Source organism: Serratia sp. PAMC26656 (genome assembly GCF_016469055.2).
GTDB classification, from domain to species: domain Bacteria; phylum Pseudomonadota; class Gammaproteobacteria; order Enterobacterales; family Enterobacteriaceae; genus Serratia; species Serratia plymuthica.
This window is the reverse complement of record NZ_CP150486.1, coordinates 5,530,458-5,545,053: the sequence shown is the minus strand read 5'-3', so window position 1 is coordinate 5,545,053 and position 14,596 is coordinate 5,530,458. Positions and strand designations below refer to the sequence as shown.

At 55.3% G+C, this 14,596-nt stretch carries 13 protein-coding genes; 4 read left to right on the top strand and 9 right to left on the bottom strand.

What is annotated here, in order from left to right:
• Window positions 1-15: 15 nt before the first annotated feature.
• Genes JEM67_RS26935 through rfaQ form a run of 3 tightly spaced genes read right to left on the bottom strand, consistent with a single transcriptional unit; the run spans window position 16 to window position 3,322 of the window.
• Window positions 16-1,113, bottom strand: a complete 1,098-nt coding sequence (locus JEM67_RS26935) for a glycosyltransferase (RefSeq protein WP_199637570.1) — start codon at window positions 1,111-1,113, stop codon at window positions 16-18.
• 2 nt (window positions 1,114-1,115) lie between these two features.
• A complete protein-coding gene (locus JEM67_RS26930; protein ID WP_199637572.1) occupies window positions 1,116-2,243 on the bottom strand; it encodes a glycosyltransferase family 4 protein in 1,128 nt (375 codons plus the stop codon).
• A complete protein-coding gene (gene rfaQ, locus JEM67_RS26925; RefSeq protein ID WP_199637574.1) occupies window positions 2,240-3,322 on the bottom strand; it encodes a putative lipopolysaccharide heptosyltransferase III in 1,083 nt (360 codons plus the stop codon). The genes JEM67_RS26930 and rfaQ overlap by 4 nt, the downstream gene beginning before the upstream one ends.
• Before the next feature lie 337 nt (window positions 3,323-3,659).
• Between rfaQ and JEM67_RS26920 the strand changes: the two genes are divergently transcribed.
• Both JEM67_RS26920 and JEM67_RS26915 read left to right on the top strand, forming a co-directional pair.
• Window positions 3,660-4,616 (top strand): polysaccharide deacetylase family protein, encoded by a 957-nt coding sequence (locus tag JEM67_RS26920; RefSeq protein WP_199637576.1) that lies wholly within the window; start codon window positions 3,660-3,662, stop codon window positions 4,614-4,616.
• A 1-nt stretch (window position 4,617) separates the two neighbouring features.
• Window positions 4,618-5,709, top strand: a complete 1,092-nt coding sequence (locus tag JEM67_RS26915; protein ID WP_199637578.1) for a glycosyltransferase family 9 protein — start codon at window positions 4,618-4,620, stop codon at window positions 5,707-5,709.
• 8 nt (window positions 5,710-5,717) lie between these two features.
• Here the strand turns inward: JEM67_RS26915 and JEM67_RS26910 are convergent, their stop codons facing one another.
• The 6 genes from JEM67_RS26910 to rfaD are packed head-to-tail and all read right to left on the bottom strand — an operon-like array spanning window position 5,718 to window position 12,101.
• A complete protein-coding gene (locus JEM67_RS26910; RefSeq protein ID WP_199637580.1) occupies window positions 5,718-6,701 on the bottom strand; it encodes a glycosyltransferase family 2 protein in 984 nt (327 codons plus the stop codon).
• Window positions 6,702-6,706: 5 nt separating this feature from the next.
• Window positions 6,707-7,942, bottom strand: a complete 1,236-nt coding sequence (locus JEM67_RS26905) for an O-antigen ligase family protein (protein WP_199637582.1) — start codon at window positions 7,940-7,942, stop codon at window positions 6,707-6,709.
• A gap of 22 nt (window positions 7,943-7,964) precedes the next feature.
• Complete coding sequence (locus JEM67_RS26900) at window positions 7,965-9,134, bottom strand: glycosyltransferase family 4 protein (RefSeq protein WP_199637584.1); 1,170 nt, start codon at window positions 9,132-9,134, stop codon at window positions 7,965-7,967.
• Window positions 9,134-10,096, bottom strand: a complete 963-nt coding sequence (rfaC, locus tag JEM67_RS26895) for a lipopolysaccharide heptosyltransferase RfaC (protein WP_199637586.1) — start codon at window positions 10,094-10,096, stop codon at window positions 9,134-9,136. Before rfaC ends, JEM67_RS26900 begins: the two co-directional genes overlap by 1 nt.
• A gap of 6 nt (window positions 10,097-10,102) precedes the next feature.
• The gene (gene rfaF / locus JEM67_RS26890) at window positions 10,103-11,149 is read right to left on the bottom strand and encodes an ADP-heptose--LPS heptosyltransferase RfaF (RefSeq protein WP_013815015.1); all 1,047 of its coding nucleotides are present in this window, start codon (window positions 11,147-11,149) and stop codon (window positions 10,103-10,105) included.
• 22 nt (window positions 11,150-11,171) lie between these two features.
• Entirely contained in the window at window positions 11,172-12,101 is a 930-nt protein-coding gene (gene rfaD, locus JEM67_RS26885; RefSeq protein ID WP_013815014.1) for an ADP-glyceromanno-heptose 6-epimerase, read from the bottom strand.
• Window positions 12,102-12,341: 240 nt separating this feature from the next.
• Here rfaD and kbl point away from each other — a divergent pair, with 240 nt between their 5' ends.
• Together kbl and tdh are read left to right on the top strand one after the other, a co-directional pair.
• Window positions 12,342-13,538, top strand: a complete 1,197-nt coding sequence (kbl, locus tag JEM67_RS26880; protein ID WP_013815013.1) for a glycine C-acetyltransferase — start codon at window positions 12,342-12,344, stop codon at window positions 13,536-13,538.
• A gap of 9 nt (window positions 13,539-13,547) precedes the next feature.
• Window positions 13,548-14,573, top strand: a complete 1,026-nt coding sequence (tdh, locus tag JEM67_RS26875) for an L-threonine 3-dehydrogenase (RefSeq protein WP_004953275.1) — start codon at window positions 13,548-13,550, stop codon at window positions 14,571-14,573.
• Window positions 14,574-14,596: the final 23 nt, after the last annotated feature.

The window sequence follows — 14,596 nt, the reverse complement described above, 5'->3', positions numbered from 1 at the left end:
GTTCCCTGCCCTTATTTATTTCTTGAGTGACAAATAACGCTGACAAATAGATTTCAGCCCATAGCTAAGCAACTGCTGGTGATTAATCTCAGGAGGTTGGGCATAAATTCTCGCCATTTTTTCCGCCAGCGATTTTTCATTGAGTTCTGCCAGTGCGTTACCCATCCCGGCTTTTTCCAGAATTTCCGCAGGCCCCCCTGGGCAACGGGTACTGACCACCGGCGTACCGCATAACAATGCTTCCACCAGCACATTGCCAAAGCCTTCGCTGTCGGAGCTGAGCACCAGCAGCGATGCGTGCCGGATAAAGGGATAAGGGTTGGCCTGGAAGCCGAGGAACAGTACGCGGTCGGCGATACCCAACTGGTTGGCCAGCTGTTTCACTTCCCCTACGTTAGCTTCGCTGCCGGCGCCAATCAGTGCCAGCGGCGCCTGTATACCCGATTGCGCATAGGCTTTCAACAGGCGATCGTGCCGTTTGTGCGGATGAAAGCGCCCGACGTGCACCAGATATTCCTGGCCTGCCAGTTCACAGGGTTCCGCCGCCTGTTGTTCGATGGCGGCAATATCAAACGGATTGTTGATGATTGCCAACCGGTTCGGACGGATAGGCAGGTTTTGTTGCAGATCGTCACCGACGGCCTGTGAGACGGCAACGATATTTTGACCCTGATAAACGCCGGCGATTTTCCGCTGTTTCAGCCAGCGATCCAGGCCCTTGCGATGACCGAGATAAGAGGTCGATAGCATGCCGTGGATGCAAAACCACAGGCGATCCGAGGAGAGCCGCTTGCTGCGGCTGACGATGCGATCGGTTTTATGCAGGTTCGAGAATACCAAATCATAGGCACCCTGCTGGCGTTCGTTGTCGGCAATCACCCGATCCAGTGCGGCGGCGCGACGTGACAGTTCGGTCAGTTTGCGCCAGGGGGTGCGGCTGTGATCCGCAACCACCTGATAATGAACGCCGGCCGGGATAGGGTAGTTACAGACGTCGCGAAGTGAAATCAGGCTGACGTCATTGCCCATTTCCTGCATGCCCTGACACAGCGTCAGCACCACTTTTTCTGCGCCGCCGCCGGGCAGGCCATCGATAATCATCAAAATACGCATAGTTAATCCAGCAGCCGGTTATAAAGGGAGATCAACTGTTCCGACAGGTGCGCCGGGGTGGCAGACATGATACGTGCTCTCGCGGCTTCACCCATGGCGGAGCCCAGCGCCTGGCGTGGCAATGCCTTGATTGCCGTGACGAGGGCGTGAACATCCAGAGCATCGGTAACGAAGCCGTTTTGCCCTTGAGCGATAAATTCCGCGCCGCCGCAGGTGGTGCTGGTGATGACCGGCAGACCGCAGGACATTGCCTCCAGAATCACGTTGGGGAACGGGTCGTACAGCGTTGGCAACAGCAGTGCATCGGCTGCCTGATAGAACGGCAGCGTCTGTTTTTGCACGCCCATGAACCGCACCCGATCGCCGCACCCTAGTGACTGTGCCAGTGCCTGATAGCGCTTTTCAGCCTTATCTTTACCGACGACCAGCAGATAACTGTCCGTGGCCGCGACGGCGCGGATAGCGGCGGCCAGCCCTTTGCGCTCAAAGCCGGAACCGACAAAAATCAGGCAGTGCGCCTGCTGAGGGATCTGGTGTTGCCGGCGCAATTGCTGCCGCTGCTCGGCCGTGGCGGGCGGAAATTTTTGATTATCAATGGCGTTGTAGATCACCGTGATTTTATCGGGCGGGACCCCAAAGTCGTCGATGATTTCCTGTTTAATCATTTCCGCATTGCAGATGACCGCTTTCAGTTCCGGCGCGGCATACATCGCACGTTCCGCACACATTACGTAACGGTGATAGCGGTTGGAGAACAGCCATTTGCGGCGCCATTCGGGCAGCAAACGCGCTCTTTGCAGCAACCAGCGGCGGTGAACGCCATCGCCGGCGCGGTAAATATCGCAGCCGGGGATGCGTTCGTGGCTCTGCACCAGATCAAATTTCTCTTTCTGCCACAACGCTCTGGCGGCCTCGGCAAAGCCGCGCTCACGGCTGATGCGCCCAAGCTTTATCGGATTGCACAAATGAATATGCCAGTTCGGATGGGTGTCACCCTGCCATTCGCGGGTGATAACGTTCAGATCGAGGTTCTGTTGCTCCAGTGCTTCCAGAGCGCGTGAGACGAAACGCTCAGCGCCACCGTCCGGGCGGTACTTTTGACGAACGATCGCCAAACGAAATGCTTTCATGCTAGCCGGCTCCGCGCGGCTGCAATCACCGCGTCTGTAGGGATAAGGTCCAGGTAACGTTCATCAGTGCCGGTGTTGATGGCGTCCGGATCGGGTAAGGTGCCGAAGTCGCCGGCCCATATCACGCAGCCGTTAACCTGCCATGGGCGCCAAAACACTAGCTTGGAAGGACCAAACAGCGCAATGCAGGGTGTCTGCAGCGCAGCGGCCATGTGCATGGGCACCGAGTCTACACCGATAAACAGTTTAGCGTGGTCGATCAGGGCGGCAAGCTGACGCAGCGTTAACTGGCCGGCCAGCGAAACGACTCCCTGCGGCGGACAGAGCGCCAGAATGCGCTCTACCATTTCCCGTTCTTTTGTGTCCGGCCCAGAGGTGATCACCAACCGGTGGCCGTCGGCCTGCAACGCGCTGACAGTGGCGGCCATTTTTTCTTCGCTCCAGCATTTGAAGAACCAGCGGGACGTAGGTTGTACCACGATATAATCGCCGGTAATGCCCTGTTGCCGTAACAACTGCTCGCAGGTCTGCCAGTCCTGCGGCGGATAGCTCATGGTTACCTGCTGGCTGAGGGCCGGCAGACCGAGCGGTTGCAACAGAGACAGGTTCTGTTCAACGGTATGCAACCGTGCGTGATCGCTTACCGGCACCAAATGCGTGTGGCAATGGCGCCATAAGAAGCCTCGCCGTTTGGGCAAATCGAAACCCAGCCGAATGCGCGCGCCGGTCAGGCGGGCGATAATGGCGCTGCGCCACTGATCGGCCAGATTGACCACCAGATCGTAACGTTGGCCTTTGAGCTGCCGGATCAGGTTAAGTTCGTGGCGCAGATGAGCTTTCGTACCCTTTTTTTTCCACTGGCGATCGATAACGAAGACATTCGACAGCGCCGGGTGGCTGGCCAGCATATCCTGGGTTTCTTTATACAGCAGCACGTCGATCTGCGCCTGCGGGTAGTTTTGCTGCAGGCTATTGATGACCGGTGTGATCAGCAACATGTCGCCATGATGGCGAAGTTTAACGATCAGAATACGCTGTATCGAAGTATCAGGAGCTAGGGCTGGCGCGTCGTTCATCATGAGTCGCTTTCAGGGAAACCAATCTTTGATTCTAAATGACCCGATCGCATGTGGCTACTGTTGCACGGTTTTCTTGCCGCGAAGTGAAAAAATAGCGCGAAGGAGAGACAAAAGGCCTTCAACGTTGTCCAAACCAGGCAGTAAAGTCGTTTGCCCTGGCGAAACGCCCTGCGTAACATGCATACCCTATGAATTTCAAGTTGCAGCCAGGCGAGCAGCTTACTCACTCCTGGAGTTTGCTGTGGTAAGTGAGTGGGGTGCGTTAGTGCAGTTAACAACCCTGCGGCTTGAAAGGCGACGGGTATAATGCATTTTGTTGATATCAGGCTCTATATTCATGACTAAACCGGCGTTTCTGATCACCATTGATACCGAAGGCGACAATCTGTGGCAAAACCACGATCGTATTTCGACCGAAAACACGCGCTTTTTGCCGCGCTTTCAGGCGTTGTGTGAGAAATATGGCTTCAAGCCGGTGTATCTCACCAACTATGAAATGGCGGTAGATGCCGAATACGTCGAGTTTGCCCGCGATGTGATTGCGCGCGGTACCGGGGAAGTAGGAATGCACCTGCACGCCTGGAACAGCCCGCCTCTGACGCCGTTGACCGACGATGACTGGCGGCACAAACCTTATCTGATTGAATACCCGGCCGATCAAATTCGCGCCAAGGTCGATCATATGACCAAGTTGCTGGAAGATGCCTTCCAGACCAAAATGCTCAGCCACCGCGCCGGGCGCTGGGCGTTTAACGAGTACTATGCGGCGTTGTTGCTGGAATACGGCTATCAGGTAGATTGCTCGGTCACGCCACGCGTCAACTGGCAATATTCGCCGGGCAACCCGCAAGGGAACGGCGGTACCGACTACCGGCACTTCCCGTCGCAGGCCTATTTTATCGATCCGGAAAATATCGCCGCAGCGGGAGCCTCAACGCTGTTGGAAGTGCCGATGAGCATCCAGTATAAGCATTCTGCGCTAATGAATACGCTCAAGCAGGGTTATGATCGGTTGCGTGGCAAGCAGCGTTCGCCGTCGGTAAACTGGTTGCGGCCCAGCGGCGGCAATCTGGAAAAAATGCAGCAGGTGGTTGAACGTTGCCTGATGCAGGGACATGACTACGTTGAATTTATGCTGCACTCTTCCGAGTTTATGCCCGGCGGCAGCCCGACGTTTAAAACCGAGCAGGATATTGAAGTGCTGTATCGCGATTTAGAGCAGCTGTTCGCCTGGCTACAGCAGCGTACGGTGGGCATGACGCTGGCCGAATATTATCAACTTAAAGTGAACTGACATGTCGAAAAAATGGAAAATTAAGGTCGCGGATTGGTTTTTGCGACGTTATACCGCAAAGTCCGGCCGTTTCCAGGATAAGGCGACTTTCGACAGTCGGCTTCAGTTTGACAATATCGTTATCTATTCGACCACGGCGTTGGGTGATTTTATGTTCAACACCCCCGCGTTGCGGGCGATGCGGGAACGCTATCCCGATGCGCACATTACGCTGGTGGTGCACAAGAAGAATCAGGAACTGGTGGAGAACGGCCGTTACTACGATCGCGTGGTGTATTGGGACAGTAAAATCAAGAGTATGCGACCGCTGTTGAAGTCACTGCGCGAGCATCAGCCGGATTTGGCGCTGATCCTGCATTCGCATCTGCCGTACGACATCATCAGCGCGGTATTATCCGGGGCGAAATATATTATCCGCGATAACTACAGCTCCGGGATTTGCGGGCTTGAACCCTGGCTGACCAATTATATTTTCCATTATTACGGTCATTTTATTCGCCGCAAGCTGGAGCTGATTTCAATTTTGGGCTGTCGCAGTGACGATCCCACCATGGAAATCCCTGCGCCTTATCAGCCGGGTATCAAAAGTAACGAGCACTGTACTGTTGGCTTTCAGCTGGGCGCTTCTACCGAATCACGCTGCTGGCCGGTCTCGCATTTCGTCCGGCTGGCGGACGAGCTGGTGGCCAAACACGGCAAGGTGCGTATTGTGCTGATTGGCGGCCCTTTTGATGAGGAGAAAGCGCAGCAGTTCCTGAGCCAGGTGAACCCTGAAACCCGGGCTTGCGTGGACAATCGGATCGGCAAAACGGGATTGCAGGCGCTGCTGACGCTGATCGACAGCTTCCATGTGCTGATCACCGGCGATACCGGGCCGCTGCATCTGGCGGTCGCGCTGAAAGTAAAAACCATCAGCCTGTTCGTCACGGCGGATTCACGTTCTACCGGGCCCATTCAGGATCCGGAGCTTCATCGGATTATTCAGGTTTCCCGTACCGGTTACACTATGCCGCTGGAAGCTGAAAGCCCGATGGGCGTGATCCAGCCGCAGCGTATTTATGCTGAGGTGGTGGAGCATCTGTCATTGAATTAAGCGTGTTTTTAGCGCGTTTTCAGCCGCCAGCGGATTTTTGACAGCCAGGTATCGACCTGGGCGTACCGCATTTGCCGGATTTTTTTTCGCGGTACGCCGCTGTTGCGGCATACCTCAGCCACGCGGTTGAAGGTGCGCAGCGTTTCCGGCTCATAATGGTAGTAGCCGTACAGCGCTTTCGACATGCTTTTCACTTCCGAGAAACAGTTGGCGAGCATTAAGGCCGCCAATTGTCGCAAAGGCTCATCATGCGGGTGCTGATCGATAAAACGCAGCGTTTTATCGATGGCAAACAGCATATCTTCAATATCTTTGGCTTTGACGTTGCGGGTGATGCCCTGGCTGTTATCCCGATAGAAATAGAGCTCATGGTCGAGATGGGCGATTTTCCGGGTTTTGAAATACTGGAACGGCGTGAAGATAACGTCTTCATAGCGCCGGCCGTTCTCGAATGATTCCCCTTCCAACAGCGTACGTCGGTAGACCCGGCTCCAGAGATGCCACATTGAGCGGGCAAACAGCGGAGCGAGGCAGGACAGGCCCTGGTTGTCAAAATCATAAACGCTGCGGCGGACGGTTGTCTGGTGAGGCAGCACTGGCGGGGCATCGATAAACTTTTGATAATTAAAGTCGATCAGGTCATCTTCATCGGCCAGTAACAACGGCCGCAGAATGGCCAGGTAGTCGCCGCTCAGCAAATCGTCCCCGTCAAGGAAGGTAATATAGCGCCCACGCGCGTGTTGCAGCCCGATGTTCCGGGCACAGGCGATGCCGCCATTTTTCTGTGAGATAAAGGTCACATGCGGATGCGGGATTTCTGCCAACAACTGGCGTACCCGATCGGCGGAAGCATCGGTTGAGCCGTCGTCAATGATGACCACTTCAATATCATCGCCGATTTGGTCGAACAGTGAACCCAGGCTGGCGACAACGAAATCCTCATTATTGTAAAAAGGCACAATAAAGCTGAGCAGCAGCGGTGATGAGTTCATATCGTTCAATCCTGGGAAACCGGCATTTTCTTCATTGACAGCACGCTGGCAATTATCGCCAGGCAGAATATTGCCGTGCCTTCGGTGCTGAAGAAGATAACGTCGCTGAGCCCGTAAACAAACAGGCTGAATGTCACCCCTAACAATAACGCATTACGATGTGGCTTAAGAGAACTGACGAATAAGCCAACGTAGAGCGCGAGTAAAAACAGCACACCCCAAACCCCTTTGAGCGAGTAGGTTTCCAGCAGTTCGTTATGCAGATGCACATTGATATAAGGCATAACGCCGTACAGTTCGGGTTGCTTGGCGACAATGGCCTTGATTTCCTCGCCACGCTGCTCCGCAGATTGTCCCAACGGTGCCATCGTACCGGTACGTAAGCCGATTCTTTGCATCGTAAGACGGGATATGATGGAATTGTCGATTTCCGGCGTACCCACCAGCTTCATGTTGGTTTTAAAATCATCAATGCGCTGTTCTATCTGTGATTTGAAGACAAAACCACTGACGAGTAGCAGCACAGGTACCGAAGCTGTCAGTAGGATCTTGTGCTTATGGGATATCAGGTTCTTCGTTGCCAGTATCGACAGGGCGATAACAACTGGGTAAACCAACATGGCCGCCCGCGTTCCAGTGAGCACCAGCGTGGAGAACGTAACCAGGAAGCCAATGATATACAAAGGAATACGGTACTTACTGCGTAGCATCAGTATCGCCTGCAGCATCACCAGATTGATGGCGGTAATCAGGTAGGCGGCGACGGTGGCGCGATCGAAGTTGATTTCTATACGCGCAATATCCAGCCACAGCCCTTGGTAAAGCGAATAACCGTTGACCGCGATACCGGTCGCCAGCGCGACGACAACAAACGCGCGCTGCATGCAAAGGCGTTCATTTAACGCAATCAACAGGATAAACGCGGTGGCGATCAGCAATTTCCCGGTCGACATATAGGAACGGTAAATATTGATGTATTCACCGGGCTGTTTGAAATGGTTCATCCAGAAAATCGTCGACATGCCCACACAGAAAAACAGGACCGGCAGAATTAAGTTTCTTTTGTTTTTAACAAAATATTTTACGTTCAGGCAAACGGCGATGAACGAGATATAGCTGGAAATATAAAACAGATTTCGTCCGGTGGCGGAGCCAAAAGGGATAGTGCAAAAAGCGATAGCGCATCCCAAATAAATAAGATAGCTGAAGGCGGGATGCGGAGTTGTTTCTTTTAGCAGCATGGGGCTGGGTTTCCTGCTCATATTACGTTTGGGCAATAAATGATTTCAACGCATCGTCAAACTCGGTCTTGAACATAGCGTAGCTGAAATGTTCGACGGGGTAACGCTGCGCATTTCGGCTCATGGTTTGGTAGGTTTCCGACTCCATCAGTTTTTCGATCGCATCGGCGCACTCCAGGTGCGACAGCAGTTTTGGCACCACCAGGGCATCGGTTGCCGGATCGTAAACATCGTGAGGGAAATCCACCTTGATGCCGGTCAGCCGGCGATGTTCTTCGATTGTCACTGCAGGCGTCAACCCAATACCGCACTGCCCGTCCTTGATCACTTCAGGCTGGCCATCCACCTGCGGGAAAATCACCGGCACGCCAAAATACAACGCTTCCATACAGGATAAGCCGAAGGGTTCGGTAATCGGCGTGCTCATATAGATATGGGTACGGTTGAAAAAGTCGGCCACGTTATCCTGAAAACCGCTGAAGGTGACCCGGTCGCCCAGTTCGAGTTTTTCTGCCAGTGTTTCAAACGCCGCCCGATCCGGCCCCTTGCCGGCGATTTCCAGGGTGACATCATGCCCGCGGCGCAGCAACTCCTGCAGCGTCAGCAATGAAATGCTGATGCCTTTCAGGCTCACTAGGCGAGACGCCGTACCTATCCTCACCGGCCGGCTCAGTGGCTTCAAACTATCATGGATACCGATAGGGGTTTTAAGCCGGTTAATCACCACGTGATTGGGGCAGGGCAGGTTAAATCGCAGCGCCATCACCCGCTTTGAGGCGTAAGACGCGGAGATGCAGCCATCCAGCATGGCAAGGAATCGTAATGTCTTTGGATTTTTCGGATAGCGCCAGGAGCAGCCATGATCGTAATAAATCAGTTTGCCGCGTTTAGGTTTCGCTGCCAGGCCGGGTACAAGATCCCAGACAATCACTACGTCGGCGTTGGCTTTCTCGATTTTTCTGTTCAGCAGGTATTTGCGCAAGAATTGCGGGCAACGCAGCGGGAACGCGTTAATCAACCGGTTGGCAAAGGTGATCTTCTGGTCAGGCATTTGCCGACGGATTTCTTCACCGACCTCACCGCTGATGCAAATGACTTCGTTGCTGCCATCGGTAGTGTCATTGATATACTGCAGGAACAGACGTTCTACACCACCCATTTTCCCTAAATTGATAATGTGCAGTTTTTTCATCAAATAACCTTTTGCAACTCTGCCCAGACTGCGTCAGCGGTGAGGGTCGCCATGCTTTTTTCTGGAGAAATCAGGGAATGCTGATTTTGCCCATAGCCGCCGATCAATCCCGGATCGGTCGGGCCAAACAGCGTGATATTAGGCCTGTCGAGCGCAGCGGTCAGGTGGCTGAGACCGGTATCGACCGAGACCACGCCTTTCGCGCCTGCCAGCACCTCGGCTACCTGCTGCAGGCTGAGTTTTGGCAGCACCTCTACGTGCGGGAAGCCTTCTGCCAAACGCAGCGCACGCAGGCGTTCGTGTTCCGCGCCCCATGGCAATTTGATCTTCAGCCCGCTTGGCGCCATCAGCTCAATCAATTCGCGCCAGTGCGACTCAGGCCAATGTTTCTCATCGCGGGTCGTCGCGTGCAAAAACACCAGGTATTGCCCGGCATCGGCCGGCAGGTGGCTGAGAAAGCGCGCCGCAATGGCGTAATCGCCGTAGCTCTCCGGCTTGTCGTAGCCCAGGCTTTTGGCGAACAGCTCGCGGGTGCGCTCCACGGCGTGCTGCTGTTTGTCGATGTCATGACGGTGGTTATAGAACCAACTGGCGAACGGCTCGCGGGCGCTCTTGGCATCCTGGCCGTGCTTGCTGCCTTTGGCGATGCGGGTGATCAATGCGGCGCTTTTGATTAGTCCCTGGGCGTCGATCACCACGTCGTAGGTGCGCTCCTGCACCAGACGTTTAAAATCGCAGCGCTCCTGGCGCGTCTCGCTGCCAAACCAGTTTTTGCGCCAGCGGCGGATCGCCACCGGGATCACGCGGTCTACCGCCGGATGCCAGGTGGGGATCTGGCTGAAACCTTCCTCCACCACCCAGTCGAAGCGAATGCCGGGAATGGCCTGCATGGCGTCGGTCAACGCCGGTAGCGTATGGAGCACGTCTCCCATCGAGGAGGTTTTTACAATCAACACCTGCATGCTTATTTATTCCTCGCTGGCGGCAAGTAACGGCGTCAGCGCGTCCAACACCTGCTGTGGCTGAATATCGATCAGGCTCTGATGGTAACCCTGATCGGCATCGCCTTTGCGTATCTTATGGTAACCACTGATTAAGCGGATCACTTTGGCTTTATCGGACAGCGGCGGCGTGAAATCCGGGCTGCTTGGGCCGTACAATGCTATCAGCGGTTTGTTCAATGCCGCTGCAACGTGCATCAGGCCTGAGTCGTTGCTGACCACGGCCTGGCAGGACGCCAGCAGGATCACGGCCTGCTCCAGCTGGGTTTCCCCAGCCAGATTCATGCAAAATCCTCGGGCACCGTCATCCAGCGCCGCGCGAATTTGTTCGCCCGCTTCGTGATCCTTGGCTGATCCGAACAGCGCGATTTGATAACCCTGGTCGATCAGCATCTGGGCCAGCCGGGCGTAGTGGTAGTGCGGCCAGCGTTTGGCCGGGCCAAATTCGGCCCCCGGGCAGAAACCGATAATCGGCCGATTATCGGTCAGGTTGAAGGCCGCGGTGGTTTCGGCAATTTCTTCGTCACTCACCTGCAACTGCGGCCACAGCAGCGGCTGCGGCAGATCTTCGGCGCGATGGATGCGTTGCTTGTCGTAAGCCAGCGCCACATAGCGCTGTACCATCAATGGAAAGGCGGCTTTGTCCAGGACGCGGAGATCATTGAGCAGGCCGTAGCGCATTTCGCCACGCCAGCCGGTACGCTGTGGCACCTGAGCAAAGAACGGCACCAATGCGGATTTGAACGAGTTCGGCAGCACGTAAGCGCGATCATAGCCGTTGGCGCGCAGGGCGCGCCCCAAGCGCCGGCGTTCACCGAGCGCCAGCGCGCCGTGGCCTAACGGCATCGGCAGGGCCTGATTGACCTCCGGCATACGCGCCAGCAACGGACGGCACCAGGCGGGTGCCATCACGTCAATTTCCGCTGTCGGGTGCTCGGCCTTCAGGGTGCGGTAGAGACTTTGCGACATCATCATATCGCCAACCCACGAAGGGCCGATAACCAGTATTTTCATACCCTGAGTGATTTCCTTCAGCTTAAGCGGTGCGGTTCAACCAGGCCATGTACTCTTTCACGCCTTCGGCGACCGTTTTGAACGGCGCGTCATAGCCGGCAGCGCGCAACTTGGTCAGGTCGGCCTGGGTAAACGCCTGGTAGCGGCCCTTCAGCTTTTCCGGGAACGGGATGTTTTCCACCGCGCCTTTCTGGTGGAAATCGACTACCGCGTCGGCCACCGCCTGGAAGGTTTCTGCACGGCCGGTGCCGCAGTTGAAGATGCCGGACACGCCGCTTTTCCAGAACCACAGGTTTACCGCAGCCACGTCGCCGACGTAGATAAAGTCACGCTTGAAGTCCTGGCTGCCGTCGAACAGTTTCGGGTTCTCGCCGCGGTTGATCTGGCTGTTCAGGTGGAATGCAACGCTGGCCATGCTGCCTTTGTGGCCTTCGCGCGGGCCATAAACGTTGAAGTAACGGAAGCCGCAGATTTGTGAATCCGCTTCAGGCAGGATTTCACGTACGTACTGATCGAACAGGAATTTGGAGTAACCGTACACATTCAGCGGCTCTTCAAACTGGCGCTCTTCGATAAATTCTTCACGGCCGCCGTAGGTGGCTGCCGATGAGGCGTACAGGAACGGGATTTCGCGATCCAGGCAATAATGCAGCAGGTCTTTGGAGTACTGATAGTTGTTGTCCATCATGTACTTGCCATCCCACTCGGTGGTGGATGAACAGGCACCTTCATGGAATATCGCGTCGATTTCACCCAGATCGTCACCGGCCACGATGTTGGCGATAAAATCTTCTTTATCGATATAGTCGGCGATATCCAGATCGACCAGGTTGGCAAATTTGGTGCCGTCTTTCAGGTTATCTACCACCAGGATATCGCGATACCCTGTGTCATTCAGCGCCTTAATGATATTGCTGCCGATCATGCCGGCGCCACCAGTAACGATAATCATTGGGTTACCCCTATTATTCTGCCCGGTGGGACAGGGTGCCCCACGCTCAATGCCGCTTATAATAGCATTTCATGCCGCCGCAAACATCGGACGGGCTCCGAATATCCCGCGATGTCGAGCATCAAAGCACTTTGCCGTGATATCTGCTGCAATTTTCATATTCTCTCCTGTGTATTGTCGTCAGTTTGGTTACAAATCAGTAAAATATGTGGGAAACAGACCCATCCTGGAGATAACCGAATGTCCGCGTCTTTTTATCAGCAGTTGGAACAACAGCTTGCAACCGCCCGTAGCGAAGGGTTGTTCAAGGAAGAGCGCATTATCACCACCGCTCAGCAGGCAGATATCGCCGTTGCCGACGGCCGTCATGTGATCAACTTCTGCGCCAACAACTACCTTGGCCTGGCCAACCATCCGGCGATGATCGCGGCGGCCAAGGCCGGTATGGACAGCCACGGTTTCGGCATGGCGTCGGTGCGCTTTATTTGCGGCACCCAGGACAGCCATAAGCAGCTGGAACAGAAATTGGCCGACTTCCTCGGTATGGAAGACGCTATCTTGTATTCCTCCTGCTTCGATGCCAATGGCGGGCTGTTCGAAACGCTGCTTGGACCGGAAGATGCGATTATCTCCGACGCGCTGAATCACGCGTCGATCATCGATGGTGTACGTCTGTGCAAGGCGAAGCGTTACCGCTATGCCAATAACGACATGAACGAGCTGGCCGCACAGCTGAAACAGGCCAAAGCCGATGGTGCGCGCCACATCATGATTGCTACCGACGGCGTGTTCTCCATGGACGGCGTGATCGCCAACCTGAAAGGGGTATGCGATCTGGCGGACCAGTATCAGGCGCTGGTGATGGTGGATGATTCCCATGCGGTAGGCTTCGTTGGCGCCAACGGGCGTGGCACCCACGAGTATTGTGAGGTGATGGGCCGCGTCGACATCATTACCGGCACTCTGGGCAAAGCGCTGGGCGGCGCTTCCGGCGGTTATACCGCGGCGAAAAAAGAGGTGGTGGAGTGGTTGCGCCAGCGTTCGCGGCCTTATCTGTTCTCCAACTCGCTGGCGCCGGCGATTGTCGCCGCTTCGATCAAAGTGCTGGAACTGCTGGAGCAGGGCGATGCGCTGCGCGATCGTCTGTGGGCCAATGCGAGCCTGTTCCGCGAAAAAATGACCGCGGCGGGCTTTGAGCTGGCCGGGGCCGATCACGCCATCATCCCGGTGATGTTGGGTGAAGCAAAGTTGGCGCAGGAGTTCGCCAACGCGCTGCTCAAGGAAGGCATTTATGTGACCGGTTTCTTCTATCCGGTGGTGCCGAAAGGCCAGGCGCGCATCCGTACCCAGATGTCTGCTGACCACACCCCGGAGCAAATTGAACGTGCGGTCGCGGCGTTCATTCGTATCGGTAAGGATCTTGGCGTTATTGCATAAGGTAAAACCATGAAAGCATTGTCAAAACTGAAAGCGGAAGAAGGGATTTGGATGACCGATGTGCCTCAGCCGGAGCTGGGCCATAACGACATCATGATTAAAATCCGTAAAACCGCGATCTGCGGTACCGATGTTCATATTTATAACTGGGATGAATGGTCGCAGAAAACCATCCCGGTACCTATGGTGGTCGGCCACGAGTACGTGGGTGAAGTGGTTGCCATGGGTCAGGAAGTGAAAGGGTTTAACGTCGGGGATCGCGTTTCGGGCGAAGGCCATATCACCTGTGGCCACTGCCGTAACTGCCGTGGCGGCCGCACCCATCTGTGCCGCAACACCATTGGCGTGGGCGTGAACCGTCCGGGCTCCTTTGCTGAATACCTGGTGATCCCGGCGTTTAACGCTTTCAAGATCCCGGACAATATTTCCGATGAGCTGGCGTCAATCTTCGACCCGTTCGGCAACGCGGTTCATACGGCGCTGTCGTTCGATCTGGTTGGCGAAGACGTGCTGGTTTCCGGCGCCGGCCCGATAGGCATTATGGCCGCTGCGGTGTGCAAGCACGTTGGTGCCCGCCATGTGGTGATCACCGACGTGAACGAATACCGGCTGGAACTGGCGCGTAAAATGGGCGTGACCCGTGCGGTGAACGTCAGCAAAGAAAACCTGAACGACGTGATGGCCGAGCTGGGCATGACCGAAGGGTTCGACGTGGGGCTGGAAATGTCCGGCGCGCCACCGGCGTTCCGTACGCTGCTGAACGCGATGAACCACGGCGGGCGCATTGCCATGCTGGGTATTCCACCGTCGGATATGTCGATCGACTGGAATCAGGTGATCTTCAAAGGGCTGTTTATCAAAGGGATTTATGGCCGTGAGATGTTCGAGACCTGGTATAAGATGGCGGCGCTGATCCAGTCTGGTCTGGATCTGACGCCTATCATCACCCACCGTTTCTCGATCGATGAGTTCCAGCAGGGCTTTGACGCCATGCGCTCCGGGCAGTCCGGGAAAGTGGTTTTGAGCTGGGATTGACAGTAAAAAGGGCCGGAAAATTC

Bases quoted from the DNA above. Each gene is read 5' to 3' on its own strand.
- JEM67_RS26935 (WP_199637570.1), bottom strand. From the start codon at position 1,113: ATGCGTATTTTGATGATTATCGATGGCCTGCCCGGCGGCGGCGCAGAA.
- JEM67_RS26930 (WP_199637572.1), bottom strand. From the start codon at position 2,243: ATGAAAGCATTTCGTTTGGCGATCGTTCGTCAAAAGTACCGCCCGGAC.
- rfaQ (WP_199637574.1), bottom strand. From the start codon at position 3,322: ATGATGAACGACGCGCCAGCCCTAGCTCCTGATACTTCGATACAGCGT.
- JEM67_RS26920 (WP_199637576.1), top strand. From the start codon at position 3,660: ATGACTAAACCGGCGTTTCTGATCACCATTGATACCGAAGGCGACAAT.
- JEM67_RS26915 (WP_199637578.1), top strand. From the start codon at position 4,618: ATGTCGAAAAAATGGAAAATTAAGGTCGCGGATTGGTTTTTGCGACGT.
- JEM67_RS26910 (WP_199637580.1), bottom strand. From the start codon at position 6,701: ATGAACTCATCACCGCTGCTGCTCAGCTTTATTGTGCCTTTTTACAAT.
- JEM67_RS26905 (WP_199637582.1), bottom strand. From the start codon at position 7,942: ATGCTGCTAAAAGAAACAACTCCGCATCCCGCCTTCAGCTATCTTATT.
- JEM67_RS26900 (WP_199637584.1), bottom strand. From the start codon at position 9,134: ATGAAAAAACTGCACATTATCAATTTAGGGAAAATGGGTGGTGTAGAA.
- rfaC (WP_199637586.1), bottom strand. From the start codon at position 10,096: ATGCAGGTGTTGATTGTAAAAACCTCCTCGATGGGAGACGTGCTCCAT.
- rfaF (WP_013815015.1), bottom strand. From the start codon at position 11,149: ATGAAAATACTGGTTATCGGCCCTTCGTGGGTTGGCGATATGATGATG.
- rfaD (WP_013815014.1), bottom strand. From the start codon at position 12,101: ATGATTATCGTTACTGGTGGCGCCGGCATGATCGGCAGCAATATCATT.
- kbl (WP_013815013.1), top strand. From the start codon at position 12,342: ATGTCCGCGTCTTTTTATCAGCAGTTGGAACAACAGCTTGCAACCGCC.
- tdh (WP_004953275.1), top strand. From the start codon at position 13,548: ATGAAAGCATTGTCAAAACTGAAAGCGGAAGAAGGGATTTGGATGACC.